Source organism: Aquaspirillum sp. LM1 (assembly GCF_002002905.1).
Taxonomy (GTDB): Bacteria; Pseudomonadota; Gammaproteobacteria; order Burkholderiales; family Aquaspirillaceae; genus Rivihabitans.
In genome coordinates this window covers 3,274,570-3,301,540 of record NZ_CP019509.1, presented here as the reverse complement: position 1 = coordinate 3,301,540, position 26,971 = coordinate 3,274,570, and the positions used below count along the sequence as shown (strand labels likewise).

The following is a 26,971-nucleotide window of genomic DNA, read 5'->3' as shown; positions in this document are numbered from 1 at the left end:
CCGCAACGCCTGTCGGGGCGATTTGGGCCAGACCGGGCCGATTACCACTTCATTTCGCCCTTGTTGACCTTGGCACCAATGTCGAGCGCCATCACTTCACCAGCTTTCGGATACGCTTTGGTCATCGCCCGGATCAGCTCGGCCCCGGTCTTGGCCTTGGCTGCTTCGGCATCAAAGCGCTGCAGATAGTTGCGGGTATAGCGGATGGCGCTGGCGTTGAGTGCGCTGCCGGCGGTCATGTGGCCGGGCACCACCGTGGCGGGCTTGAGTGCTTCAATTTCATTCAACTGCGCAATCCATGCCCGGCGTTCGCTGGCTTTTTGGGTGTCAGCCGTCCACACATGCAAATTGCTGAAAATGGCAATATTGCCGGTGATGGTCTTGATCGACGGAATCCACACATAGGGGCGATGCGCCAGCTCACCGGTGGTGCCGCGCACTTCGATGGTTTCGCCATCCACCGTCAGCGTATTGCCTGGCAGCAGGTCTGGCACGATGGGCTGTTGGGGGGCGTTGGCCCCCATCTTCGGCCCCCAGAAAGCCACCTTGTCAGCCAGCTTGGCCTGGATCTGTGCGCGCACTGCCGGAGTGGTCAGCACCTGGGCCTGCGGAAAAATGCCTTTCAACACCTCGGCACCAAAATAAAAGTCCGGGTCGGCGTTGCTGATGAAGATGGTTTTCAGTGTTTTGCCGCTGTCGAGCACATTGGCGGCAACGCGCAACGCATCGGCACGGGTAAAGCCGGTGTCAATCACCATGGCCTCGCTCTTGCCGCTGACCACCACGGCATTGACGTGGAAGCTCTCGCTGTCGGCGTGGTAAATCTTGAGCTTTAGCGGGGCGGTCACTTCGGCGTGGGCAGCGGTTGCCGCCACCATGCCCAGCGTCATCAGGGCAGAAAAAACCAGGTGGGTAAGGGTGCGGGTATGGGCCATGGAGATCTCCTTGAAGCGATAAACAATGGGGGTGACACGCACTTTATATTTTGCAAAATAATTGATAAAGTTCAGATCAGTTGATTGTTTATTGCATGGATTAATAAAATGGACCGCCTGACTGCCGTACAGGTTTTTGTCGAGATTGCTGACCGGGGCAGCCTGACGCAGACCGCCGAGCACCTGGACATGTCGGTGGCCATGGTCAGCCGCTACCTCGCCGCCGTTGAAGACTGGTTCGATGCCCGCTTGCTGCACCGGACCACGCGCAAGGTCAGCCTCACCGATGCCGGCCTGGCCGCGCTGCCCGCCTGCCGGCAAATGCTGGGCCTTGCCGAAGAAGCGCGCGACATTGCCGCGCAGCGCAACCGTGAGCCCGCCGGCCTGCTGCGCGTGACCACGTCCGGCTCGTTTGCCGACGCCCAGCTGACGCCAGCGCTGATTGAATTTCAGGCGCTGTATCCGCAGGTGGAAATCGTGCTGTCCGTCGGCGACAAACCCACCGACCTGGTGGCTGAGCGGGTAGATCTGGCGGTGCGCACCACCAACACGCTGGACCCCACGATCATTGCGCGACCACTGGCGCGCTGTCGCTCCATGCTGTGTGCCGCCCCGGCGTATTTACAACGCCATGGGATGCCGCGCAGCGCAGAAGATTTACGCCAGCACCATTGCATTGCCCATGCCTTTGGAATTGGCAAGCAATACCGCCTGACCCGGGATGACGAAACCATCAGCGTGCCGGTCACTTGGCGCTTTCACACCAACGAAACCGCCGTCCTGCGCCGGGCGGTATTGTCCGGAGCCGGCATTGGCATGCTGCCCACCTATTACCTGGGAGACGACCTGCGCAGTGGGCATCTGATTCCGCTGCTGCCTGAATATGCACCAGAGGTGCTGGGCATCCACGCCATTTATCTGTCACGCCAGCACCAGCCACTGGCCTTGCGCCTGCTGGTGGATTTTCTGGCGGCGCGGTTCAGCGGGGACCCCGCACCATGGGACCGACACCTCAAGATTTGAAGTGCAGGTGCCCGAACACCCTTGCGGCCTCAAGCTGGCGTAAAGCACGCATCCAGCTGCTCAATCCAGCGGGCTTTTGCGGCATCGCTGGCAAAACTCGCCTCAAAGCTGTTTTTTGCCAGTTGTTTCCAGGTCGCCACGTCAAACTGAAACGCCGCCTGCACGGCGCGGATGTTGTCGTTCAGATACCCGCCAAAATACGCCGGGTCGTCGCTGTTCAGCGTGACCTTGGCCCCCTGCGCCAACAGCTTGCCCAAGGTGTGCTCGGTCATGTCCTTGAACACGCAAAGCCGGATATTCGACAGCGGGCACACCGTCAGTGGCACGCCTTCGCGCACCAGGCGTTCGACCACGGCGGCATCCTCAAGGGCGCGCACGCCGTGATCGATACGTGTCGAGCCAAGCAAATCGAGGGCTTGGCTGATGTACTCTGGCGGGCCTTCCTCACCAGCGTGCGCCACCACCGGTTTGCCCAGCTCGCGGCAGCGGGCAAAAACGCGCTGGAACTTGCTGGGCGGGTTGCCTTGTTCTGAGGAATCCAGGCCAAAGCCGTCAATACGGGCCAGATGCGGTTCGGCTTCGGCCAGGGTGGCAAAGGCGTCGGCTTCGCTCAGATGGCGCAAAAAGCACAGAATCAGCCGGCCACTGATGCCCCAGCACGCCTGGCCCTGTTTGAGGCCGTCTTCCAGGCCGTCGAGCACGGTGGCAAACGGAATGCCGCGCGCGGTGTGGGTTTGCGGGTCGAAGAAAATTTCAGCGTGGATCACATGGTCGGCGGCGGCACGCTCCAGATAGGCGAGCATCAGGTCGCGGAAGTCGTCTGCGGTGCGCAGCACGTCGGCACAGGCGTAATACAGATCGAGGAAGGATTGCAGGCTGTCGAAATCGTAGGCGGCGGCCAGGGCGGCTTCGTCGGCGTAGGGCAGGGTAATACCGTTGCGTCGGGCCAGGGCAAAGGCCAGATCGGGCTCCAGCGTGCCTTCGATATGCACATGCAGTTCAGCCTTGGGCATGCTCAGTGCCAGTTGCAGGGCGGTGTCGGCGGTTGCGGTCATGAAAAACTCCTTGGGGATAACGCATCACGCCACGGGCGCAGGGCAGCCGTGGCGTGATGCAGAACAGGGCAAACGCCCTTCAGGATCGCTCAGGCAAGCTGGATCACTTGGGAATATTGCCTTCCACGCCTTGCACGTAGAAGCTCATTTTTTTCAGCTCGGCATCGGTATAGCTTTTGCCGCTGGCCAGCACTTCCTTGCCGGACTGATCCTTGATCGGGCCGCCAAACGGGTGCAGCTTGCCGGCCTTGATGGCGTCGCGGCGTTGTTCGGCCAGCTTCTTGACGTCGGCAGGCACTGCCGGGCCAAAGTTGTCGATATTCACCGCGCCTTCTTTCACGCCCCACCACAGGTCGCCGGTTTTCCAGGTGCCGGCTTGCACTTCGTCCAGGGTTTTCTTGTAGATCACCCCCCAGTTCAGCACCGAAGCAGCCAGGTGGGCCTTGCCGCCAAACTTGCTCATGTCGGAATCCCAGCCAAACGCCAGCACGCCTTTTTCCTGCGCGGCCTGCACCACGGCGGGCGAATCGGTGTTCTGCATCAGCACGTCACAGCCTTGCGAAATCAGCGCCAGGGCGGCTTCGCGTTCCTTGCCCGGGTCAAACCAGGCATTCACCCAGATGGCGCGGGTGGTGATGGCCGGGTTGACGCTGCGCGCGCCCAGGGTGAAGGCGTTGATGTTGCGGATCACTTCCGGAATGGGGATGGAGGCCACCACGCCCAGCTTGTTGCCCTTGCTCATCTTGCCGGCCACCACGCCCAGCATGTAGGCACCTTCGTAGGTGCGCACGTCGTACACGCCCAGGTTGGCGCTGGTTTTGTAGCCGGTGGCGTGCATGAAGATGGTGTTGGGGAAGGCTTTGGCCACTTTCACCATCTGGTTCATGTAGCCAAACGAGGTGCCAAACACCACTTTATGGCCTTTTTGCGCCAGGTCGCGGAATACCCGCTCAGCGTCGGCGGTTTCCGGCACGTTTTCGACAAAGGTGGTGGCCACTTTGCCGCCAGACTGGGCTTCCAGCGCCTTGCGGCCCACGTCGTGGGCGTAGGTCCAGCCGTGGTCGCCAGTCGGGCCGATATAAACAAAGCCGGCCTTGACCGGGTCAGCGGCATGGGCCGCGCCCAGGCCGGAAACAGCCACCGTCAGCGCGACGGCCAGGGTTTTCAGACGGGACAGCAACATGGTGTTTTCCTTAGCTGAAATAAACAAAAAAAAATCGGAACAAGGCTACAGGTCATCACACTGTAACAAGGCCAGCCGGGGTTTCCCATCTGGCTGGCGTGATGACCAGTATGCGCCAGCGGCATACCGGCGCGCCGGCTCAGTGGCGAATGCCGGGGCACACCACGCGCTGGCAGCGGATGTGGTACATCTCCAGGTCTTCGCGCAGGAAAAATGGCAGCTCCCACGGATTCTTGTCGATGAAGGCCTGGCGCACCGATTCGAACAGCGCGCTGCCGTTGGCAATCTGGTGGGCGTCGCCTTCGATGATGGTGTAGTTCCACTGGATGGCACGCTCAAAGGTAAAGGTGGCGCGTTCGTCCATCACAAAAAAGCAGTGCGGGTTGCGCTTGAGCAGGCGCGACTTGAAGGTTTCCGGGAAGGTGATCAAAAAGATGTCGTCGTCTTCGCTGGACAAGAACGCCAGCACGGTGGTGTGCGGCTGTTCTTGTGCCTGGGTGATCAGCACGCCCACCTTGTTTTCCCGATCGCGGCCCTCGATGCGTGGCAAGTTGACCAGCGGCGAGACGGGCACCGGGTGCTCCGGACGGGCATCGGGCGGAAAGGCATAGCCCGGTTCGGTGATTTCCACCGCTGGGGTAAAGCTGTGCATCAGCACGCACTCGCGCGGCTCCAGCAGCGCCCAATCGTCTTCCACGCTGAGCACCCGGCCTTTGTACGAGGCGCGGTAAACACGGATGGCCGAGTCAAACTCGTCCACCCCGCTGCGATTGTCCAGATGCAGGGTGGCCAGTTCGCCCACTTGCAGGCTGTGGCCGCGCGGAAAAAACACCCGCAGACGGTTGTCCCATTGCGGGTATACGCCGCAGATGTCCACGGCGATATCGCCGTTCCGATAGCTGGCCAGCACGCCCAGCACCTGTTTGCCCAGGTAGGTGACAAGATTCATGGCAGGGATTTCGCGAGGGTTGGGGGATTGCGCCATCATACAACAGTCGTCGGGACGCGGGCGGAGTGGAACAAGCGCATGAATGACGCACCGCAGGCTGAATCAGGGCGCGCATCCGGAACAACGCCCCCGTATTGGTCACGCTTGAGCGTCCCCCTGCAAACGCCACGGCCCGCCAGCGTCATGCCAGCGGGCCGTGCAAGGTGCCAGGCGGGGGCTGTGCGTCGGGATGAGAGCCGCTCACGAAACTCAGCGCAGCGCGCCTGGCTAGGCGTGCGGCCGCAGACAGTACAAGCAATACGGCAAGGCCGCGCAACAACGCCAGGAGGGTTTTGTGAGCGGCGCTTAACCCAGTTGCGCCAGGCAACGAGGTTTTCAGCCTTGCTTAAGGACGCGCTGACTGGTTCAGAAAGTCGTGTTTGCCAAAAGTAACATCCAGTAAAATCAACACCCTGGAGCCCCCCTTCGCGGCAATGCCCCCGTTCTCAGCGTATCCTCAAATATTCGCCCCATCATCCAGAAACACCGCCAGCTTGCGCGGGCGCACATACACCGTATCGCCCAACATCAGCCGCAAAGTCTGGTAGTCGTCGCGGGTCAGCGCGGCGTCGATCAAATCGCCGCTGCCCTGCCGGCGCAGCTCCACCCGCACAATCGGGCCGACGGTGTGGATATGCTCCACCGTGCCGGTGGCCAGCGCCTGGCCCGGCTCGCGACTCAGCGCCAGGTCGTGCGGGCGGATATAAATGCTGGCGTCGCCATTGCCATGGTGGCTGACTGAAGTTTCCAGCGGATGGGCGTAATCGCCAATTTCCACTTGATTGACGTTGACCCGGCCATGGAACAGGTTCACATCGCCCAGAAACTGGGTGACAAACGGGCTGGCCGGGTGTTCGTAAATCTCTTCCGGACGGCCCACCTGCTCAATCACCCCACGGTTCATCACCACCACGCGGTCAGACACTTCCAGCGCTTCTTCCTGGTCGTGGGTGACAAACACGCTGGTCAGGTGGATGTCGTCGTGCAGCTGACGCAGCCAGCGACGCAAATCCTTGCGCACCTTGGCGTCCAGCGCGCCAAACGGTTCATCTAGCAACAGCACGCTGGGTTCCACCGCCAGCGAGCGTGCCAGGGCAATGCGCTGGCGCTGGCCACCGGACAACTGGTCCGGGTAGGCATCGGCCAGCCAGTCCAGCTGCACCAGTTTCAGCAGGCGCATCACCCGTTCGCGGATCTCCAGCTTGCTGGGCCGGCTGGCGCGCGGGCGCACGCTCAGGCCAAACGCGACATTGTCAAACACGGTCATATGGCGGAACAGCGCGTAATGCTGGAACACAAAGCCCACCTGGCGCTCGGACACGGTACGCTGGGTGGCGTCTTCGCCGTGAAACAGCACCTGGCCGGCGTCGGCGGTTTCCAGACCGGCAATGATGCGCAGCAAGGTGGTTTTGCCACACCCGGACGGGCCGAGCAGGGCGAGCAGTTCGCCAGATTCAACGGTGAGGCTCAGTTCCTTGAGCACGTCGAACTGGCCAAAGGTTTTACGCAGGTTGCGGATTTCAATACTCATGGTCGTATCCTGGAAGCAAGTCGACGGGGCAATCAGTAGGTTTCAGCCATCGGCAGCCGGGCCGCCGGGGCACCTGGCGCGTCGGCAGCAGGGCTGGCTGCGGCGCGGGCCAGCACTTCGGTCGGGATGGCCCGGCTGGCCGCCGGACGGCTGGCGCGCCATTCCACCAGCGACTTCAGCCCCAGCGTCAGCAAGGCGGTTAGCGCCAGCAGCGAGGCGCAGGCAAAGGCGCCGACAAAGTTGTATTCGTTGTACAAAATTTCCACATGCAGCGGAATGGTGTTGGTTTCGCCGCGAATATGCCCGGACACCACACTGACCGCGCCAAACTCGCCCATCGCCCGGGCAGTACACAAGATCACCCCATACAGCAGGCCCCATTTGATATTCGGCAGCGTCACCCGGTAAAAGGTTTGCCAGCCCGATGCACCCAGCACCAGCGCCGCCTGTTCTTCATCGGTACCCTGCGCCTGCATCAGCGGAATCAGCTCGCGGGCGACAAACGGAAAGGTGACAAACACCGTGGCCAGCACAATGCCGGGGATGGCAAAAATGATTTTCACGTCGTGTGCCGACAGCCAGGGCCCCAGCCAGCCTTGTGCGCCAAACAGCAGCACGTAGATCAGCCCGGCCACCACCGGCGACACCGAAAACGGCAGGTCAATCAGGGTGATCAGCACCTGCTTGCCGCGAAACTCAAACTTGGCAATCGCCCACGCCGCCGCCACGCCAAACACCAGGTTCAGCGGTACGGCAATCAATGTGGCCCACAGCGTCAGCTCGATGGCCGAACGCGCCTCCGGGTCGATCAGTGCCGCCCAGTACAGCGCCACACCCTTGGACAGGGCTTCGTAAAACACGCTGACCAACGGCGTCAGCAAAAAAATCGCCAGATAACACAGTGCCACGCCCGTCAGCAGCCAGCGCACCGGTGCCGGTTCGGTGGTGGACTGAGTGCGGGCGTCCGCCGCAGAAATTGCATGCATGGAAAATCCTCGAAAGGTAAGCAACAGGGGGTCGGAGCACACCAGGGGAAATCAGCGCGCCAGGCCTGGACGGCGGCTGGCCCACCACTGAATCAGGTTGATGGTCAGCAGCATGGCAAACGAGATGCCCAGCATCAGCACCGCAATCGCGCTGGCACCGGCGTAGTCGTACTGCTCCAGCTTGCTGATGATCAGCAAGGGGGTAATTTCCGACACCATGGGGATATTGCCGGCAATAAAGATGACCGAGCCAAATTCACCGGTGGCGCGGGCAAAGGCCAGGGTGAAGCCAGTCAGCAGCGCGGGCAGCACCGCCGGAAAAATCACCCGGCGCACAATCTGCCAGCGCCGCGCGCCCAGGCAAGTGGCGGCTTCTTCCAGCTCGGGTTCCAGATCCTGCAGCACCGGTTGCACCGTGCGCACCACAAACGGCAGGCCGATGAAGGTGAGCGCCACCACAATCCCCAGCGGGGTAAACGCCACCTTGATGCCCAGCGGGGTGAGCAACTGGCCAAACCAGCCATTGGGCGCATACAGTGTGGTCAGCGCAATGCCGGCCACCGCCGTGGGCAGGGCAAACGGCAAATCCACCAGTGCATCAATCAGCCGCTTGCCGGGAAACGGATAGCGCACCAGCACCCAGGCCACCAGCAGGCCAAACACCGCATTCAGCCCCGCCGCCAGCAGCGACGCGCCAAACGACAGCCGCAAGGAAGCCAGCACCCGATCGGTGGTGACGGTGGTCCAGAAGGCTTCTATTCCGAGCATGCCGCTTTTCAGCACCAGCGCCGCCAGCGGCAGCAGCACGATCAGACACAGCCAGAACAGGCTGTAGCCCAGGCCCAGGCCAAAGCCGGGAAGCACACTGTGTTGTTTGAGTTGCATGGGAGCATTTGCCAGAATCAGGTCACGGAAGGCCTGATTACACTGGGGATCGCTAGGAACGGTCAAAGCTTATGAGTGTGTTTTTTATAATAAGAAGATCTAAAAGAACAGCAGGGGAGGTATCGGGAAGCCAGCGTGTGCTTGCTCGCAGGACAATAAAGCCGTTTGAACAGTGGAAAACGCGTCATTTTGCCCGCGGAGTCACCTCAGTTTAAATCCCACTAAATTAGGATTTAATTCAGAATCCGCGATAATCACCACTATTAACCTACTACAATAGGATTTATATTGCTATTCTGGTCATCGGCTGCCCCCAACGTCAGGATCCCTCATGAAAAGCGTGAAACCCCTGCCCACGCCGACCAACCCACTGCTTGCCAACGCGCAGGAACTGGGCGCACATATCCGTGCGGCGCGCACCCAAAGCGGCCTCACGCTGGAAGAAGCCGCACTCAGCGTGGGCGTGGCCAAACAAACCATGCAGAACATTGAAACCAATCCGGCCACGGTAGGGCTGGGCACGGTCATGATGGTAGCCAGAGCGCTGGGGGTATCGTTGTTTGCGATTCAGAGCGAGCAGCAAGAACGCGTCAGACGGCTGCTGAGCAGCGAGCCAGTGCCCGCCAAGGAGGCATGAAATGCGCCTGGAAGTCTGGATGGACAACGCCTTTATGGGATGGCTTGCACACGATATCCACGCCAATCAGTATGCCTTTGAATACAGCTCAGATTGGCTAAACCGCACCGATGCATTTGCCCTGTGCCCATCGCTACCCCTGATACCCATTGCACACAGTGCGGAAGCCCATAGCCGCGCAGTGCGCACCTTCTTTGAAAACTTGCTGCCAGAAGGTCAGGCACTGGACGATGTGTCGATTCTGTGTGCGGTATCCAAAACCAGCGTGCTGGGCCTACTGGCGGTGATTGGTGGTGAATCTGCCGGTGCCTTGCGGATTGTGCCCCCCGATCAGGCTCAGCCCGCTGTCAGCAGCTTGCGCCCGGTACCGTGGGAAGAGCTGTCCGAACGCATCCAGAAACGGCGCGAACAGGCTTTTTCCATCTGGGATAAGAAAGTACGCCTTTCCATCGCCGGCTATCAGGACAAACTGGCCGTCCACGAAACAGCCCCGGGCGAGTGGGCGCTGGCGGATGGCCCGGCGCTGGCATCCACACACATCCTGAAGCCAGACCCCCTCAACCCGCAGTTGGCTGGGCTGACCAGCAATGAATTCTATTGCATGCGCCTGGCCCAGGCAGCAGGTTTGGCCGTTGCGCCAGTGACCCTGTGGCATATTCCAGAACCGGTATTGCTGATTGAACGTTTCGACCGCCTACGCCTGCACACTGGCGCAATCCAGCGCCAGCCAGTCATCGACGGCTGCCAGGCGCTCGGGCTGGCAGTAGCGGCAAAATATGAGCGTCCACACGGCGATGGACGAGATGTGCGGGAGTATCGGGCGGGAGCCTCATTGCCCAAACTGTTTGAGGTATTGAAGTGTAGCGCCCGCCCGGCACTTGAGCGCCTGGCCTTGCTGCGCTGGGTTATTTTTCAAGTGCTGATCAGCAATACCGATGCCCATGCCAAAAACCTGAGCTTCAAAACCGGGCCAGGCGGATTAAGCCTGGCACCAGCCTACGACTTGGTATGCGCGCACCCTTACGCTGATCTTAATCTGGCAGACACCTATGCCATGGCAATTGGCGACGCCTTTGACCCAGCGGCACTGTGCGCCTACGAGTGGGCAAATTTTGCCAAACAGGCAGACATTCCCGTCAGGCTGCTGCAACACGAACTGACCCGCCTCATCAAGCAAACCGCACAGGCCCGTCAGCACATCGGCGCGATAGCGGTCAATGAAGGAGCGGAAGCACGCGTGGTGCATGCCATCAGTGAGCACATCGGGAAGCAATGCAAGCAACTGAGCAATATGGTTCAGGGCATTGCTGAAATGTGGGCGTATGTGTGAGTGGGTGCGTACGATGAAACAGGCGCAGTCTCCCCCTCCGGCAAGCGCCCCTCGCTCAGCTCGCCATGCGGTCGGCCAATCAGATAGCCCTGCAGCATGTCCACCCCGGCCTCGCGCGCCATATTGGCTTCGATGTCGGTTTCCACCCCTTCGGCCACCACCGTGGCACCCAAGGCATGCACGGCCCCCACCAGCCGGCGCAGCAGGTACTGGCGCGCGTCGCTGCCGCCGGCAATCAGGCTGCGGTCGAACTTGACGATATTGGGTTTCAGCGCGGTCAGCCGGTCGTAGTGCACGCTGTGGCCTTCCTGGCCAAAGTCGTCCAGCGCAATCAGGAAACCCCGGGCTTTCAGCGCCTTGACCGCTTCGGCCAGCTGGGCTTCGTCCGAGGTTTTGTGTTCGAGGATTTCCATCACAATGCGCTGGGGCGGCACATTGGCGGCCTCGGCAATGCGGGCAAACACTTCGCCATGGTGGCGGGTACTGAGCAGGTGGCGTGGATGCAGATTGAGGAATAGATAGCCGTCGCTGGGTGCGGCGCGAACAAAGTTGGCCAGGTGCAGGCTGCGGCAGATGCGGTCTACCCTGGCCATTTCATTGCCGGTGGCAAAGTTGTCGAGAAACGCCGCCACTGGCAGGGCCTGGCCTGCCAGGTTGCGCGGACGCACCAGGCCTTCCCAGCCCAGCGTGCGCCCGGAAACCGCGCCAATAATGGGCTGGAAGGCAGAACCGAGCGCCACGCCAAAACCGTGGGCGGCAATGCTGTGGCCGTCGTGACGAAACTCCACTTCAGCCCCTTGCTGAATGAAGCGCGCATTCAGCCAGTCCACAAAATTTGGCGCGATGTCGGTCATGGTGTTTCCATCTCCCTGCTCAAGTGGGTTTTTTGGTGTACAGCTGGTCGAACAGTCCGCCATCGCGGAAGTGGGTGTCCATCGCCTTGCGCCAGCTGCCAAAGGTGTGTTCCACCGAAAACGTGCGCAGCGGCGGAAACTGTTTGGCGTATTTTTTCAAAATATCCGGGTTGCGCGGGCGCAGGTAGTTTTGTGCGGCCAATTCCTGGCCTGCCGGGCTCCACAGGTATTCCAGATAAGCCTGGGCCACCTTGCGCGTGCCTTTTTTATCCACCACGCTATCTACCACGCTCACCGGGTTTTCCGCCAGGATGGACACTTTCGGGTAAACCACTTCAAAGCTGCCGCGACCAAACTCGCGGGCCACCATTTCGGCTTCGTTTTCAAACGTCACCAGCACATCGCCAATCTGGCGCTGCATGAAGGTGGTGGTGGCGGCGCGGCCACCGGCATCCAGCACCGGCACATTGGCAAACAGCCGCTTGACGTAGTCCTGCGCCTGCGCGGCATTGCCGGTCAGCTGGGCCTGCCCCCAGGCCGCCAGATAAGTGTAACGGCCATTGCCACTGGTTTTCGGATTGGGCACCACCACCTGCACACCAGGCTGGGCCAGGTCGGCCCAATCCTTGATGGCCTTGGGGTTACCCTGACGCACGATGAACACAATGGTCGAGGTAAACGGCGAGCTATTGTCCGGCAGGCGCTGTTGCCAGTTAACCGGCACCAGCTGGCCGCGTTCCGCCAGCAGGTCGATATCCGGGGCCTGGTTCATGGTGATCACGTCCGCCGCCAGCCCGGCCACCACGCTCATCGCCTGCTTGCTGGAGCCGCCATGCGACTGCTGCAGGGTGACGGTCTCGCCGGTTTTGGCCTTCCAGTAGCGCTGGAATTCCGGATTGTAATCCTTATAGAAGTCACGGGTGACATCGTAGCTGACATTCAGCAGGGTGGCATCGGCCCACACCGACCCGGACACCAGCGCACATAACAGGGCAACACGACGAAGAGTGGCGCGAAACATGACGTTTTCCTCAAAATTCAGGCAACACGGCCCGGCCTGCGGGTAGGCAGCGCACGGGGCCAGATGCGAAAGATCACGCCCTGTCCGGATGGCACAGGGCGCAAGAATACGGCAGAGACCGGCTTAGCGGACGTTGATCTGGTCAAAGACCCCGCCATCGCTGAAATGCACGGTCTGCGCCTTGCGCCAGCCGCCCAGGTCCTGAATATTGAACAGCTTCACCTTCGGATACTGGGTGGCGTACTTGGCGGCCACCGTCGGGTCGATCGGGCGGAAGTAGTTTTCGGCAATGATGGTCTGTGCTTGTGGGGTATAGAGGAACTTCAGATAGGCGTTGGCCTGCTTGAGCGTGCCTTTTTTCTCGGCATTCTTGTCCACCACGGCCACGGGGGGTTCAGCCAGAATCGACAGCGGCGGCGCAATGATGTCGAATTTTTCCGGGCCAAGTTCCTTCTTGGCCAGCAGGGCTTCGTTTTCCCAGGCCAGCAGCACATCGCCAATGCCGCGTTCGACAAAGGTCATGGTCGAGCCACGCGCGCCGGTATCCAGCACCGGCACGTTCTTGAACAGTGCCTTGACGAAGTCACGCGCCTTGGCTTCGTTGCCACCCGGCTGTTTCAGCGCATAGCCCCAGGCGGCCAGATAATTCCAGCGTGCGCCGCCCGAGGTTTTCGGGTTGGGGGTAATCACCTGCACGCCCGGCTTGACCAGGTCGTTCCAGTCCTTGATGGCTTTGGGGTTGCCCTTGCGCACCAGAAAAACGATGGTGGAAGTGTACGGCGAGCTGTTGTGCGGCAGGCGGGCCTGCCAATTGCTAGGCAAGAGCTTGGTTTTTTCGGCAATTTCATCAATGTCGTGCGCCAGCGCCAGCGTCACCACGTCAGCAGTCAGCCCGTCAATCACCGAGCGCGCCTGCTTGCCAGAACCACCGTGTGATTGTTGAATGGTCAGCGTTTCACCGGTCTGGCTCTGCCAGGATTGGATAAAGGCCGGGTTGATTTCCTTGTACAGTTCGCGGGTGGGGTCGTAGGACACATTCAGCAGCGAGGCTGCCCACGCCGACGGGGCGAGGACCAGCGCGCCGGCCACAAGCAGTGACAATTTGGTTTTCATGATGGCTCCTGACAGATTACGGGGTGTGCGGATGTCGAGGGCCAGTATCCGGGATTTTTATATAGCCAGAAAAAACTAGATACCAATTGCTAATAGCAAAACAGTCTAAACGGTGATATACCCAATGGCCGAGCCGCTAACCAGCGGCACCCCAGGCGCATTGCCAATATCAAACCGCTGTTTTAGTGTGCGCACAGTGCGCCAGACGTCTTTCCCTTTTGAGCTTCCGTCATCACCACACCATGACCGACACCTTTTTCCTGCATCCGCAGCGCCAGCTGCTGAACAACGAAGCGCACGCGCGCACCTCCACCTCGGTGCCCTCGCCGGCGCAGGTCACCTCCCTGGCGTTTTTCTTTGACGGCGACGGCGGCAGCCAGCGCGCCTCGCTGGCGCGCCTGGCCGAGCAACTGGGCCTGCCGCTGCCCGCAGCAGACGCGGTGCAATACCAGGCCGAACTGCCCGGCCTGCGCCTGAACTGGGGGCTGCACACCGAATTTGCCCGCTACACCCTGCTGCGCCGGGGACGCACTGGCGAACCATTTGCCGACAGCGCGTTTGAAGGGTTGCCACTGGACTGGCTGGCCAATCAGCCCGACCCGCTGCTGGTGGCGATTCACGCCGTCATCCTGCCGCAGGAAGACGCCGGCCACGCCGACACCGAAACGCTGGCGCAGCAATGGTTTGCCGGCAATGACCTGATCGGTGCCAGCATTGGCGACGGCAATGCACTGGCGCTGACCGACCTGCGCCTGCATCCCGACCGCAATCTGGGCGCAGGGGTCACCCGCCTGCTGGTGCTGGATTACGGCATGAGCCCATCGCAGCGCGGGCGCATGCTGCAGCGGCTGTTCGAGCTGGAAACCTACCGCATGCTGGCCCTGCTGGCGCTGCCGGTGGCCAAGGCGCAGATGCGCACCATGGACACGCTGGGCAGCCGCATGCGCGAACTCACCGCCAAGATGAGCGGCCAGGCGGGCTCGCGCAGTGGTGATGATGCGCTGCTAGACCAGCTGACCGAACTGGCCGCCGATCTGGAAGACGTGATTTCCAGCACCCAGTACCGTTTTTCGGCAGCGCAGGCGTATTTCCGTCAGGTGGAGCGGCGCATCGAGGAACTGCGCGAAGCCCGGCTGGGCGGGGTGCAGCCGTTTCGTGAATTCACCATCCGCCGTCTGGCCCCGGCCATGGCCACCTGCGAAACCGTCAGCAGCCGGCAAACCCAGCTGGCCGCGCGCATCCAGCGCGCCACGGCGCTGCTGCGCACGCGGGTGGAGGTGGCGCTGCAGGGGCAGAATCAGGCGCTGCTGGCGTCGATGGACCGCCGCGCCGAGCTGCAGTTGCGGCTGCAGGAAACCGTGGAAGGACTGTCGGTGGGGGTGCTCACCTACTATGCCGTGGGCCTGATTGGCTATGTGGCCAAGGCGCTGAAAGTGGCCGGCATGCCAATCAACCCGGAGCTGACTACCGGCCTGGCCATTCCACTGGTGGCCGCCGGGGTGTGGTGGGGCACACAGAAAATGAAGAAAAACCTCGGACATTAAGGACACGCTGAAAAAATCGTCATTCCCGCGCAGGCGGGAATCCAGGGGCATCCACAGCGTGCAGCGGGTATGAGTTCTCACGACCGTCCCGCCATGCGCCACGCCCACGGCGCACGCGGTGGCACGGTCTGGGTTCCCGCCTGCGCGGGAACGACACGTAAGGTGAGATTCAACCGAAAGCAGTCGAGTCGTCAGTCACGTTGAAACACAAGGGTTCATACGAGCAAGTTCATGCCGGGCATCTTGGTTTAATTTCTGTTAAAACAAAGCCTTACTTTGCCACAGCGAACTGTCTTCTGCGCCCCACTCGTCATTCCCGCGCAGGCGGGAATCCAGGGGCATCCACAGCGTGCAGCGGAGGTATGCGCTCACGACCGTCCCACCTGCCCCACGCCCACGGCGCACGCGGTGGCGCGGTCCGGGTTCCCGCCTGCGCGGGAACGACAAGTTTTGGTAAGGTTCAGCCGAAAGCGGTCTAGTCGTCAGTCACGTTGAAACACAAGGGTTCATACGAGCAAGTTCATGCCGGGTATCTTGGTTTAATTTCTGTTAAAACAAAGCTTTACTTTGCCACAGCGAACTATCTTCTGCGCCCCACCCCGTCATTCCCGCGCAGGCGGGAATCCAGGGGCATCCACAGCGTGCAGCGGGGGTATGCGCTCACGACCGTCCCACCTGCCCCACGCCCACGGCGCACGCGGTGGCGCGGCCTGGGTTCCCGGCTGCGCGGGAACGACAAGTTTTGGTAAGGTTCAGCCGAAAGCGGTCTAGTCGTCAGAACCGCTGCGCTGAGTTTTTGTTAGCTGCGTTAAGGCCGGTGCGGCGTCAGCCGGCGTCGCCGTTTTGCCGCTCCTGCTTGCTGCGCGCCATGGCGGCTTTCAGCGCGTTCAACCGCGCCTGGCCGGCTTCGCGGTTGGTGGTGGCCGCCGCGCCCGGTTTGCCGATGTAGCGCACGTCTTCCTGCACCAGTTCGCTGATAAACCGTGACGGCTCGACAAACAGCCATTCGCCAGCGCGCTTGCGCTTGTGGCAGTGGCTGATGGTCAGGCTGCGCTGGGCGCGGGTGATGCCGACATACATCAGCCGGCGCTCTTCCTCGATCTGCTCGTTGTCGATCGATTCCTGATGCGGCAGGATGCCTTCCTCGCAGCCAATCAGGAACACATGGCCATATTCCAGCCCCTTGGACGCGTGCAGGGTGGAGAGCCGCACCGCGTCCACCTCGCCTTCTTCGCGCCCCTCCAGCATGGTGATCAGCGCAATAGTCTGGGTCAGTTCGATCAGGCTTTTGCCGTCGCGCTCGCCTTTTTCGCCCAGCCATCGCATCAGCTCCTGCACGTTCTTCCACTTGCTTTCCGCCGGGCGCGGCTCTTCGCTGTCGAACAGCCAGGCCTCGTAGCCCATGCCGGCCACCAGCTCGACAATCAGCGGTCCGGCTGCCTCGCGGCTGGCGCGGTGCTGGTAGCGCAGGATGAACTGGGCAAACGCCTCCAGCGGCGCACGCTGCGTCTCGGCCATGCGGTGGCGCAGGCCTTCTTCCTGGGTGGCGGCAAACAGCGAAATCTTGCGCTCGCCCGCGTAAGCCCCCAGTTTTTCCAGCGTCACCGCCCCCACCCCACGCTTGGGCGTGGTGATGGCGCGGATAAAGGCCGGGTCGTCGTCTTCGTTCACCAGCAGGCGCAGCCAGGACAGGATGTCCTTGATCTCGGCCTTGTCGAAAAACGACTGGCCGCCCGAGATCAAATAGGGGATTTTCTGGTTGCGAAACGCCTGCTCGATGATGCGCGCCTGATGGTTGCCGCGATACAGCACGGCGTAATCGGAAAACAGCGTGCGGTGCTCAAACTTGTGCGCCAGCAGCCGAGCGGTGACGGTTTCGGCTTCGCCTTCCTCGTCCTTGCACTGCACCACGGTCAGCGGGTCGCCGTGGCCAAGCTCGCTCCACAGTTTTTTCTCGAACAGTTTGGGATTATTGGCAATCACGCTGTTGGCCGCCCGCAGGATGCGCAGCGTCGAGCGGTAATTCTGCTCCAGCTTGATCAGCTTGAGCCGGGGGAAATCCTGCTGCAGCAGCGCCAGGTTTTCCATATTCGCCCCGCGCCAGGCGTAGATCGACTGGTCATCATCACCCACGGCGGTGAACATGCCGCGCGCGCCGGTCAGCAGTTTCACCAGCTGGTACTGGCAGGTGTTGGTGTCCTGGTATTCGTCGATCAGCAGATAACGCAGCTTGTTCTGCCAGCGCTCCAGCACCGCAGGCTTGTCGCGCAGCAGCTCCACCGGCAAGCGGATCAGGTCGTCAAAGTCCATCGCCTGGTAGGCAAACAGGGTTTCCTGATAAGACAGATACACCCGCGCAGCAGCCAGATCCAGCTCGTTGTCGGCCTGCGCCAGCGCGCTGGCCGGGTTGATCAGCGCGTTTTTCCAGCGCGAAATGGCGTTTTGCACCCGGCGGATTTCCTGCTTGTCGGTGCTGGCGACAATATCCGAAACAATCTTGCCGGCATCAGCGGCGTCCAGAATGGAAAACTGTGGCTTATAGCCCAGCTCACGCGCCTCTTGCCGCAGCAGATGCATGCCCAGTGAATGAAAGGTGGACACGGTCAGCCCGCGCCCTTCGCCCGGCTTGAGCAGCTTGCCCACCCGCTCCAGCATCTCGCGCGCCGCCTTGTTGGTAAAGGTAATGGCGGCAATATGCCGGGCCGGAAAGTCGGCTTTCTGGATCAGATAGGCAATTTTCTGGGTGATCACCCGGGTTTTGCCGCTGCCCGCGCCAGCCAGCACCAGCAGCGGGCCGTCCAGATAGTGAATGGCCGCCATTTGTGGCGGATTGAGTTGGTGCAGGGACATGGCAGACGCTCGTGGGACAATCGGCCAATTTTAGCAGAGGGCGGCAGGGGCGGATGTTGCGCTGCGCACATGCCAGCTGGCCGTGGCCAGCGCGAGACGCCCACCTCACCCCGGCAAGTGCCCCATGCGTGCCTGCTTGGTGGCCAGGTAGGCGGCATTGTCGGCCATCTGTTCGCCCCAGAATGGCACGCGCCCCACCACATTCACCCACGGCGACAGCGCGTCGAGCTTGTCCGGGTTGTTGGTCAGCACCCGCACTGCCTTCACCCCCAGAAAATCCAGCATGGGCTGGCAAATGGCGTACTGGCGGGCGTCGCCCTGATGCCCCAGCGCCAGATTGGCGTCCAGGGTGTCCAGGCCAGACTCTTGCAGGATGTAGGCCTTGACCTTTTCCAGCAGGCCAATGCCGCGCCCTTCCTGGCGCAGATACAGAATCACCCCACGCCCGGCTTCGGCCAGCATGGCCATGGCCCGCTCCAGCTGATCACCACAATCGCAGCGCCGGCTGTGGAAGGCATCGCCGGTCAGGCACTCGGAATGCACGCGCAGCAAGACCGGCTCGCCCTGGTCCAAGGCGTCGCCCATCACCAGCATGGCGTGCTCCTTGCCGGAGTGCGGCTCGCTGACGGCATACAAACGGAACTCACCCCAGCGGGTGGGCAGACGGGCCGGGCCGGCAAATACCGGCAGCTCGGCAGCAACAGCAGAAATAGACATGGCAGCGGTCGTCGTACAACAAAAACGCCCTTGCGGGCAGGAAAAGAAGCCTGTCCCGCCGGCAAGGGCGCACCGGGCGACCCTGCTCAGGCAGGCAAATCAGGCAGTCAGTTGGGCAATCTGCTGGTGGGCGGCAGCCAGCGCGGCATCGCGGCCAGCCTCGCCCATGTTCAGACCTTCGGCGTAGACAAATGTTACGTCTTCGATGCCGATAAACGACAGAAAATCTTTCAGGTAGGCCGTCTGGCTATCCTTGGGCGTGCCCTGATACATCCCGCCACGGGCGGCCAGCACATAGGCTTTTTTGCCCGTCAGCAGGCCAACCGGGCCGGTTTCGGTGTATTTGAACGTTACCCCGGCGCGGGCCAGCCGGTCAAAGTACGCTTTCAGCGTGGACGGGATGCCGAAATTGTACATCGGCACACCCAAAACCAGTACATCGGCAGCGCGCAACTCGGCCACCAGCGCATCCGAAACGGCCACCAGCGCCTGTTGTTCGGCACTACGGGCGTCTGCCGGGGTAAAGAATGCGCCCACTTCGTCTGCCGACAAATGCGCCAGCGGCTGGGCCGACAGGTCGCGCACGCTCACCTGGGCATCCGGATGGCTGGCGCGCCAGGCGGCAACAAAACGGTCGGCAAGCTGATCGGACTGGCCCAGGGGCGACAGGCTGGCATTCACTTGCAGCAAGGTGGTCATGGTCAATTCTCCTGTAGATGCCACAGCGCGGCACCCGATGCGCCGGCACACTGTGGCAAAGCTGATAGACACAGGATACGAGCCCTGCCCCAGAAAAAAAATCGGAATGTTCTGTCGGTTTTGTTCAATTTATCCGAACAAATGTCTTTCCGCACACGCCCACCGATGCGTCCGACGGTTTAGCGTGCGATTACGTTTCCTGGCTACCTTCGTCCGCCAGCCAGTCGCCAAATGGATTTTCCCACGTGGCCCACTGTGCAGGCCCGGCGGCCAGCTCGGCATCGTCCAGCAAACAGGCGTTCAGCTGAGCGCACAGCGCGGGCTCATCCATGTCAATGCCAATCAGCACCAGTTCCTGACGCCGGTCGCCCCATGGGGCTTCCCACACCTCGCGCACCTCGGCCAGCCAGTCGGGGTCAGCGGGCCAGTCCTCTTCGGCCACGGCAGCACCCCACAGGCCGGCGGGGCCATGCCGGCACGCCCCCCCGGCCTGCGACCAGTTGCCAGCAATATCATGCTGGCTGGCCAGCCAGAACCAGCCCTTGGAGCGCAACACCCCCTGCCAGGGCTGGTGGATCAACTGCCAGAAGCGTTGCGCATGCATGGGCCGGCGCGCGCGCCAGACAAAGCTGCCAATACCAAAAGCGTCGGTTTCCGGCACATGCGCCCCGCGCAGCTCGGCCAGCCAGCCCGGTGCTTCGGCAGCGCGGGCAAAATCGAACAAGCCGGTGTTCAGCAGCCGATCCAGCGGCACACGGCCAAACTCGGCTTCAATCAGTTGCGCCTCGGGGTTCAGCCGCTGCAGGATGGCCCGCACGATCAGCCGGTCGGCTGGGCTGACCCGGTCAATCTTGTTCAGTACAATCACATTGCAGAATTCCACCTGCTCGATCAGCAATTCCACCAGCGCGCGGTTATCCTCCTCACCTGCCACCGAGCCGCGCTCTGCCAGCGAATCGCTGGATTGATAGTCGGCCAGAAACGCCGCTGCATCCACCACGGTCACCAGGGTATCCAGCCGGGCCAGGTCGGACAGGCTGTGGCCGTGTTCATCGCGGAACGTAAACGTTTCGGCCACCGGCAAGGGCTCGCCAATGCCGGTGGATTCAATCAGCAGATAATCAAAACAGCCGGCGCGGGCCATCTGACTGATTTCCACCAGCAAGTCTTCACGCAGGGTGCAGCAGATACAGCCATTGCTCAGTTCCACCATGCGTGCCGGGGTGTGGTGCAGCTGGCTGCCCGCCCGGATCAGCCCGGCGTCGATATTCACCTCGGCCATGTCGTTGACAATAACGGCCACCCGCAGGCCATCCAGGTTGTTCAGCACATGATTGAGCAGGGTGGTTTTACCCGCGCCTAAAAAACCGGACAGCACGGTCACAGGAAGCAAGGCCATGGCGACGCCCATAAATGTAATAATGTAACATTACAGCGCAAATTGGCCCGTGGGGCAAGCAGGATGACGGGGGTTGGCCCAACCCGGCACCTCCCGCTCAGACAACAAAAAGCCCGCCAAGGCGGGCTTTTTGTCACACAGCACAGCGTGTTCGGCTTACCAGATACCCAGGTAACCCAGCATGCCTTCTGCAGCCTGACGACCTTCGTACACCGCACGCACCACCAGATCAGCGCCGCGCACCTGGTCGCCGCCGGCAAAGATCTTCGGGTTGCTGGTCTGATGCTTGAACGCCTGGCTCAGCGGGGCCACGGTACGGCCACGCCCGTCGGTCTTGATCCCGGCGGCTTCAAACCAGTTTTCCGGCTTGACCTGGAAACCAAAGGCCACGATCACGCGGTCGCATTCGATGATTTCTTCCGAACCCGGCACCACTTCCGGCGCACGGCGGCCCTTGGCATCCGGCTCGCCCAGCTGGGTGGTGACCAGTTTCACCCCCAGCGCGCCATTGTGCTGGACGATTTCCACCGGCTGACGGTTCCACAGAAACTCAACGCCTTCTTCCTTGGCATTGGTCACTTCACGCTTGGAGCCCGGCATATTGGCTTCGTCACGGCGGTAGGCGCACACCACGCGCGCCGCGCCCTGGCGGATCGAGGTGCGGTTGCAGTCCATGGCGGTGTCGCCACCGCCCAGCACCACCACGCGCTGGCCGGCCACGCTGTCAAACGGCGCATCGCCCAGGGTGCCCATGCTGTTGCGCACATTGTTGATCAGGAACGGCAACGCTTCGGCCACGCCCGGCAGGTCTTCGCCAGGGAAGCCACCCTTCATGTACTGGTAAGCGCCCATGCCCATGAACACGGCGTCGTATTCGCCCAGCAGCTGGCCAATGGTGATGTCGCGGCCCACTTCGGTGTTCAGGCGGAACTCGACGCCCATGCCTTCCATCAGCTCGCGGCGGCGCTGCACCACCGATTTTTCCAGCTTGAACTCGGGGATGCCAAAGGTCAGCAGGCCGCCGATTTCTTCGTAGCGGTCAAATACCACCGGCTTGACGCCGTTGCGCGCCAGTACGTCGGCACAGCCCAGGCCCGCCGGGCCGGCACCGATGATGGCCACTTTCTTGTCGGTCCATACCACCTGGCTCATGTCCGGACGCCAGCCGGCCTTGTAGGCCTCGTCGGTGATGTATTTTTCCACCGAGCCGATGGTGACCGCGCCAAAGCCGCCCTGGTTGAGCGTGCATGAGCCTTCGCACAGACGATCCTGCGGGCAGACGCGGCCACAGATTTCCGGCAGGCTATTGGTTTTGTGCGACAACTCGGCGGCTTCGAACAGCTTGCCTTCCTTCACCAGCTTCAGCCAGTTGGGGATGTAGTTGTGTACCGGGCATTCCCATTCGCAGTAGGGGTTGCCGCAGCCCAGGCAACGCCCGGCCTGCTCGCCGGCTTCGGCGGTTTTCAGCGGTTCGTAGATTTCAAAAAACTTTTGCTTGCGCACCTCGGCGGCGATCTTGTCGCCGGGGTTGCGCTGCAAATTCATAAACTGGAATACGTCACCCATGATGTTCCTCGCAAGTGCTGCCGTTGCCCACGGCAGGCAGCACGCTTAGTGCGTCCTTGTCACCTGGGTGGCGGCGCGCCGCCACCCAGTGCGATCAATCCTTCAGCAGACTGTCGAGCTTGGCAGCCTTCGGCTTGACCAGCCAGAAGTAATCCACGTAATCGTCAAAGTTCTTCACCATGTCGGCGGCCAGGGCGCTGCCGGTCAGCTCGGCATGACGTGCCAGCTTGTCCAGCAGGAAGGCACGGTACTGGCCCATGGCTTCGCCGTTGATGAGGTTGATGTCGATCAGCTCGTTGTTGTAGCGGTAGGCAAACTTTTCTTCGCGGTCAAACACAAAGCCAAAGCCGCCGGTCATGCCCGCGCCGAAGTTGTAGCCGGTTTCACCCAGCACGATCACGCAACCGCCGGTCATGTATTCGCAGCAATGGTCGCCTGCGCCTTCAATCACCGCCAGCGCGCCGGAATTGCGCACGCCAAAGCGCTCGCCAGCCAGGCCAGCAGCGTACAGCTCGCCACCGGTGGCACCGTACAGGCAGGTGTTGCCGACGATGATGGCTTCGTTGCTGGCAAACGACGAGTTCTTCGGCGGGTAAATCACCAGCGAACCGCCAGCCATGCCCTTGCCCACGTAGTCGTTGGCGTCGCCTTCCAGCTCCAGCGCCAGACCCTTGGCGTTCCACACACCAAAGCTCTGCCCGGCAGAACCGTGGAATTTCACCTTCAGCATGCCATCCGGCAGGCCGGCGGCACCGTGGCGGCGGGCAATTTCACCCGACAGGCGCGCACCGATCGACCGGTTGATGTTGCGGATCGGGTATTCCAGCAGCTGCGCCTGAGTGGCCGACAGCGCCGGTTCGGCGTCGATCACCATCTGTTCCGCCAGCTCGCCCTTGTCAAAGCTCGGGTTGCCGGTGGTGGTGCAGAAACGCGGCTGGTCAGCCGGAATCGTGCCCTGGCTGAGCAGCGCGTTCAGGTTCAGACCCTTTTGCTTGTCGGTGCTGGCGCCTTCCAGGTTGAGCAGGTCCAGACGGCCAATCAGCTCTTCCATGCTGCGCACGCCCAGCTTGGCCATCCACTCGCGGGTTTCGCGGGCGATGAAGGTGAAGTAGTTCATCACCATTTCCGGCAGGCCGATGAAGTGCTTCTGGCGCAGCTTGATTTCCTGGGTGGCCACGCCGGTGGCGCAGTTGTTCAGGTGGCAGATACGCAGGAACTTGCAACCCAGCGCCACCATCGGGCCGGTGCCAAAGCCAAAGCTTTCGGCACCGAGGATGGCGGCCTTGACCACGTCCAGGCCGGTTTTCAGGCCGCCGTCGGTCTGCATGCGCACGCGACCGCGCAGGCCGTTGGCACGCAGCACCTGCTGAGCTTCGGTCAGGCCAAGCTCCCACGGCGTGCCGGCGTACTTGACCGAGGTCAGCGGCGAAGCACCGGTACCACCATCGTAACCGGAGATGGTGATCAGGTCGGCGTAGGCCTTGGCCACGCCGGCGGCAATGGTGCCCACGCCCGGACCGGCCACCAGCTTGACCGACACCAGCGCAGTCGGGTTGACCTGTTTCAGGTCAAAAATCAGCTGGGCCAGATCTTCAATCGAGTAGATGTCGTGATGCGGCGGCGGCGAAATCAGGCTGATGCCCGGTTTGGAACAGCGCAGCTTGGCAATCAGCGGGCTCACCTTGTCGCCCGGCAACTGACCGCCTTCGCCCGGCTTGGCACCCTGAGCCACCTTGATCTGCAGCACTTCGGCGTTGACCAGGTAATGCGGGGTCACGCCAAAGCGGCCCGACGCCACCTGCTTGATCTTGGACATCTTGATCGTGCCGTAGCGGGCCGGATCTTCGCCACCCTCACCCGAGTTGGAGCGTCCACCCAGGCGGTTCATTGCCTCGGCCAGCGCTTCGTGGGCTTCTGGCGACAGCGCGCCCAGCGACATGCCCGCCGAGTCAAAGCGCTTGAGAATGGCTTCCACCGGCTCGACTTCGTCCAGCGGGATGGACTGGTCGGTCTTGAGCTTGAGCAGATCGCGGAACATCGCCACCGGACGGGTGTTCACCAGATCGGCGTAGGTCTGGTAGGCATCGTAATCGCTGTTCTGCACCGCCTTTTGCAGCATCATCACCACGTCCGGGTTATAGGCGTGGTATTCCTCGCCGTGGACGTACTTGAGCAGGCCGCCCTGGGCAATCGGGCGCATCGGGTTGAATGCCAGACGGGCCAGTTTTTTCTGGTCGGTTTCAAAGTCGGAGAAGTGCGCACCAGACACGCGCGACACGGTGCCGCGCAGGCACAGATTAACCACTTCGTCGTGCATGCCGACAATTTCAAACAGCTGGGCACCGCGATAGCTGGCGATGGTGGAAATCCCCATCTTCGACAGCACCTTGAGCAGGCCCTTGTTGATGCCCTTGCGGTAGTTGCGCAGTGCATCCACCGGGTCGGCCTGGATGCCGCCGGTGGCGATCATGTCCAGAATGGCCTGGTAAGCCAGGTACGGATACACCGCCGTGGCACCATAGCCCACCAGACAGGCAATCTGGTGCGGGTCGCGTGCCGCGCCGGTTTCAATCACCAGATTGGCCTGGCAGCGCAGACCGGCGTCGATCAGCGCGTGATGCACCGCGCCGGTGGCAAACAGCGCATGAATCGGCAGACGGTCAGCGGCAATGGCGCGGTCGGACAGCACCACAATCACCGTGCCTTCGCGCACGGCGGCAATCACTTCGCTGGTCAGCTTGCGCAGCGCGGCTTCCAGGCTCAGGCTGGCCGGGTCGTAGTTCAGGTCAAAGCGGGCGGCCTTGAACTGCGATTCGGCCTGCGACACCACAAAGGTGAATTTTTCGTAGGACAGCAGCGGCGAACGCACTTCCAGGCGCTTGGCGTGTTCAGCCGATTCCTGGAACATGCTGCGTTCCGGGCCAAAGCAGGTGTTCAGCGACATCACCACCGCTTCGCGGATCGGATCGATCGGCGGGTTGGTCACCTGGGCAAACTGCTGGCGCAGGTAGTCAAACGGCGAACGCACCTGCTGCGACAGCACGGCCATCGGCGTGTCGTCACCCATCGAACCCACGGCTTCCTGGGCATCTTCGGCCAGCACGCGCAGAATCTGGTCGCGCTCTTCAAAGCTCAGGCCAAACAGCTTTTGCTGACGGGAAAACTCGTCCTTGGCCATGCTGGGCATGGTGGAATCTTCTTCCAGCGAGATTTCCAGATGGCGGGCGTTATGGCGAATCCACTGGCGATACGGCTGCGCCGTCTTGAGGATTTCGTCAATCGCTTCCGGCAGCAGCAGTTCGCCGTTGTGCAGGTCAACCGCGACAATCTGGCCCGGCTTGACCCGGCCCTTTTTCACCACGTCTTCCGGCTTGTAGTCCCACACGCCCACTTCTGACGAAATGGTCAGGATGCGGTCTTTGGTGACCACATAGCGCGCCGGGCGCAGGCCGTTGCGGTCCAGCAGGCAGCCGGCGTAGCGGCCATCGGTCAGCACGATGCCGGCGGGGCCGTCCCACGGCTCCATGTGCATCGAGTTGTATTCGTAGAAGGCGCGCAGGTCCTTGTCGGTGCTGTCCACATTCTGCCAGGCCGGCGGCACCAGCATACGCAGCGCGCGGAACAGCGGAATGCCGCCCATCAGCAGGCCTTCGAGCATATTGTCCAGGCTCATCGAATCCGAGCCATTGGTCTGCACGATTGGCCGCACGGCGTCCATGTCCAGCAGTTCGGACTGCATGATCTGTTCGCGCGCGCGCGACCAGTTGCGGTTGCCCTGTACGGTGTTGATTTCACCGTTGTGCGCCACAAAACGGAACGGCTGCGCCAGCTTCCATTGCGGCCAGGTGTTGGTGGAGAAGCGCTGATGGAACACCGCCAGGCTGGATTCGAAGCGTTCGTCCTGCAGGTCCCTGAAGAACACCGGCAGATTATCCGGCGTCACCAGACCCTTGTACGACAGGGTAAACGGCGACAGCGTGGGAATGTAGAAGAACGGATCGTCGGCGTTGGCTTTTTCTGCCATGCGCCGGCCCATGTACAGGCCGCGCTGGAAACGCAGCTCGTCCATGCCGAACGGACAGTTGACGAACACCTGGCGGATGGCCGGCAGGGTTTTCAGCGCGTACTCGCCGCAGGCCGACACATCGGTCGGCACCTCGCGGTAGCCCGCCACTTCCAGCCCCTGGGCGGTCAGCGCTTCAGTCAGGCGCACCAGCGAGCTGCGTTCGCCATCCTGAGGATTGGAAAATACCAGGCCCGCCGCATATACCGACTTCAGGGCGATGCCGGCCTCAGCCGCCACTTCGCGCAGAAAGCCATCTGGCTTGCGGAACAACAGGCCGCAACCGTCCCCTGACTTGCCATCGGCGGCCACGGCCCCACGATGGGTCAGCTGCGCCAGGGAGCTGATTGCGGTTTTAACCAGCCAGTGGCTCGGTTTGTCGTCCATGTGGGCGATCAGACCAAAGCCGCAGCTGTCCTGTTCAAAGTCTGGGCGGTAGAGCGTGCCCTGCAACCACTGCTGTCTTTCCATGCTTCGTTGCCTACAGAACTGATAAAGAAAATGTTTCGATTGTAAGACTTCACCCCCCCTCGGGCAAATGGAATTTGTGCGTCGCATTATTAAAGCAGAATCATGCACTTACACAATATTT

General features: G+C 61.7%; 20 protein-coding genes. 4 read left to right on the top strand and 16 right to left on the bottom strand.

Going from position 1 to position 26,971, the window contains the following annotated elements; genetic code table 11:
• Positions 1 to 41: 41 nt before the first annotated feature.
• The gene (locus tag BXU06_RS14205; RefSeq protein ID WP_171982229.1) at positions 42 to 935 is read right to left on the bottom strand and encodes an MBL fold metallo-hydrolase; all 894 of its coding nucleotides are present in this window, start codon (positions 933 to 935) and stop codon (positions 42 to 44) included.
• A 108-nt stretch (positions 936 to 1,043) separates the two neighbouring features.
• Here BXU06_RS14205 and BXU06_RS14200 point away from each other — a divergent pair, with 108 nt between their 5' ends.
• Positions 1,044 to 1,958, top strand: coding sequence for a LysR family transcriptional regulator (locus tag BXU06_RS14200; protein ID WP_077301019.1), 915 nt, complete (start codon positions 1,044 to 1,046; stop codon positions 1,956 to 1,958).
• Positions 1,959 to 1,987: 29 nt separating this feature from the next.
• On the opposite strand, the gene BXU06_RS14195 is transcribed toward BXU06_RS14200, so the two are convergent.
• The 6 genes from BXU06_RS14195 to cysT form a co-directional block, all read right to left on the bottom strand.
• Positions 1,988 to 3,013 carry an adenosine deaminase gene (locus BXU06_RS14195; protein WP_077301016.1) on the bottom strand — a complete coding sequence of 342 codons (1,026 nt, stop codon included), beginning with the start codon at positions 3,011 to 3,013 and terminating at the stop codon, positions 1,988 to 1,990.
• A gap of 103 nt (positions 3,014 to 3,116) precedes the next feature.
• Positions 3,117 to 4,196 carry a BMP family ABC transporter substrate-binding protein gene (locus BXU06_RS14190; RefSeq protein ID WP_077301013.1) on the bottom strand — a complete coding sequence of 360 codons (1,080 nt, stop codon included), beginning with the start codon at positions 4,194 to 4,196 and terminating at the stop codon, positions 3,117 to 3,119.
• Between the two features lie 139 nt (positions 4,197 to 4,335).
• Entirely contained in the window at positions 4,336 to 5,145 is an 810-nt protein-coding gene (locus tag BXU06_RS14185; RefSeq protein ID WP_077301010.1) for a hypothetical protein, read from the bottom strand.
• Positions 5,146 to 5,641: 496 nt separating this feature from the next.
• Positions 5,642 to 6,715, bottom strand: a complete 1,074-nt coding sequence (locus BXU06_RS14180; RefSeq protein WP_077301007.1) for a sulfate/molybdate ABC transporter ATP-binding protein — start codon at positions 6,713 to 6,715, stop codon at positions 5,642 to 5,644.
• Between the two features lie 32 nt (positions 6,716 to 6,747).
• Entirely contained in the window at positions 6,748 to 7,701 is a 954-nt protein-coding gene (gene cysW, locus BXU06_RS14175; protein ID WP_077301004.1) for a sulfate ABC transporter permease subunit CysW, read from the bottom strand.
• A 51-nt stretch (positions 7,702 to 7,752) separates the two neighbouring features.
• Positions 7,753 to 8,586 carry a sulfate ABC transporter permease subunit CysT gene (cysT, locus tag BXU06_RS14170; protein ID WP_077301001.1) on the bottom strand — a complete coding sequence of 278 codons (834 nt, stop codon included), beginning with the start codon at positions 8,584 to 8,586 and terminating at the stop codon, positions 7,753 to 7,755.
• 331 nt (positions 8,587 to 8,917) lie between these two features.
• On the opposite strand from cysT, the gene BXU06_RS14165 reads away from it, so the two are divergent.
• Both BXU06_RS14165 and BXU06_RS14160 read left to right on the top strand, forming a co-directional pair.
• Positions 8,918 to 9,223, top strand: a complete 306-nt coding sequence (locus tag BXU06_RS14165) for a helix-turn-helix domain-containing protein (protein ID WP_077300998.1) — start codon at positions 8,918 to 8,920, stop codon at positions 9,221 to 9,223.
• 1 nt (position 9,224) lies between these two features.
• Positions 9,225 to 10,553, top strand: coding sequence for a HipA domain-containing protein (locus BXU06_RS14160; protein WP_077300995.1), 1,329 nt, complete (start codon positions 9,225 to 9,227; stop codon positions 10,551 to 10,553).
• On the opposite strand, the gene BXU06_RS14155 is transcribed toward BXU06_RS14160, so the two are convergent.
• The 3 genes from BXU06_RS14155 to BXU06_RS14145 form a co-directional block, all read right to left on the bottom strand.
• Positions 10,520 to 11,407, bottom strand: a complete 888-nt coding sequence (locus tag BXU06_RS14155; protein WP_171982227.1) for an EAL domain-containing protein — start codon at positions 11,405 to 11,407, stop codon at positions 10,520 to 10,522. The genes BXU06_RS14160 and BXU06_RS14155 overlap by 34 nt on opposite strands.
• A 19-nt stretch (positions 11,408 to 11,426) precedes the next feature.
• Positions 11,427 to 12,428 (bottom strand): sulfate ABC transporter substrate-binding protein, encoded by a 1,002-nt coding sequence (locus BXU06_RS14150; protein WP_077300989.1) that lies wholly within the window; start codon positions 12,426 to 12,428, stop codon positions 11,427 to 11,429.
• A 123-nt stretch (positions 12,429 to 12,551) separates the two neighbouring features.
• Positions 12,552 to 13,541, bottom strand: a complete 990-nt coding sequence (locus tag BXU06_RS14145) for a sulfate ABC transporter substrate-binding protein (protein WP_077300986.1) — start codon at positions 13,539 to 13,541, stop codon at positions 12,552 to 12,554.
• 242 nt (positions 13,542 to 13,783) lie between these two features.
• On the opposite strand from BXU06_RS14145, the gene BXU06_RS14140 reads away from it, so the two are divergent.
• Entirely contained in the window at positions 13,784 to 15,085 is a 1,302-nt protein-coding gene (locus BXU06_RS14140; RefSeq protein WP_077300983.1) for a DUF3422 family protein, read from the top strand.
• Positions 15,086 to 15,910: 825 nt separating this feature from the next.
• Here the strand turns inward: BXU06_RS14140 and BXU06_RS14135 are convergent.
• From BXU06_RS14135 to gltB, 6 genes are all read right to left on the bottom strand, one after another.
• Complete coding sequence (locus tag BXU06_RS14135; RefSeq protein ID WP_077300980.1) at positions 15,911 to 17,935, bottom strand: UvrD-helicase domain-containing protein; 2,025 nt, start codon at positions 17,933 to 17,935, stop codon at positions 15,911 to 15,913.
• 105 nt (positions 17,936 to 18,040) lie between these two features.
• Positions 18,041 to 18,652 (bottom strand): GTP cyclohydrolase II, encoded by a 612-nt coding sequence (gene ribA / locus BXU06_RS14130; RefSeq protein WP_077300977.1) that lies wholly within the window; start codon positions 18,650 to 18,652, stop codon positions 18,041 to 18,043.
• A 99-nt stretch (positions 18,653 to 18,751) separates the two neighbouring features.
• Positions 18,752 to 19,351 carry an FMN-dependent NADH-azoreductase gene (locus BXU06_RS14125; protein ID WP_077300974.1) on the bottom strand — a complete coding sequence of 200 codons (600 nt, stop codon included), beginning with the start codon at positions 19,349 to 19,351 and terminating at the stop codon, positions 18,752 to 18,754.
• A gap of 190 nt (positions 19,352 to 19,541) precedes the next feature.
• The gene (zigA, locus tag BXU06_RS14120) at positions 19,542 to 20,750 is read right to left on the bottom strand and encodes a zinc metallochaperone GTPase ZigA (RefSeq protein ID WP_253189475.1); all 1,209 of its coding nucleotides are present in this window, start codon (positions 20,748 to 20,750) and stop codon (positions 19,542 to 19,544) included.
• Between the two features lie 156 nt (positions 20,751 to 20,906).
• On the bottom strand, positions 20,907 to 22,316 hold the full coding sequence (locus BXU06_RS14115) for an FAD-dependent oxidoreductase (RefSeq protein ID WP_077300968.1): 1,410 nt from the start codon (positions 22,314 to 22,316) through the stop codon (positions 20,907 to 20,909).
• A 94-nt stretch (positions 22,317 to 22,410) separates the two neighbouring features.
• Complete coding sequence (gene gltB / locus BXU06_RS14110; protein WP_077300965.1) at positions 22,411 to 26,850, bottom strand: glutamate synthase large subunit; 4,440 nt, start codon at positions 26,848 to 26,850, stop codon at positions 22,411 to 22,413.
• Positions 26,851 to 26,971: the final 121 nt, after the last annotated feature.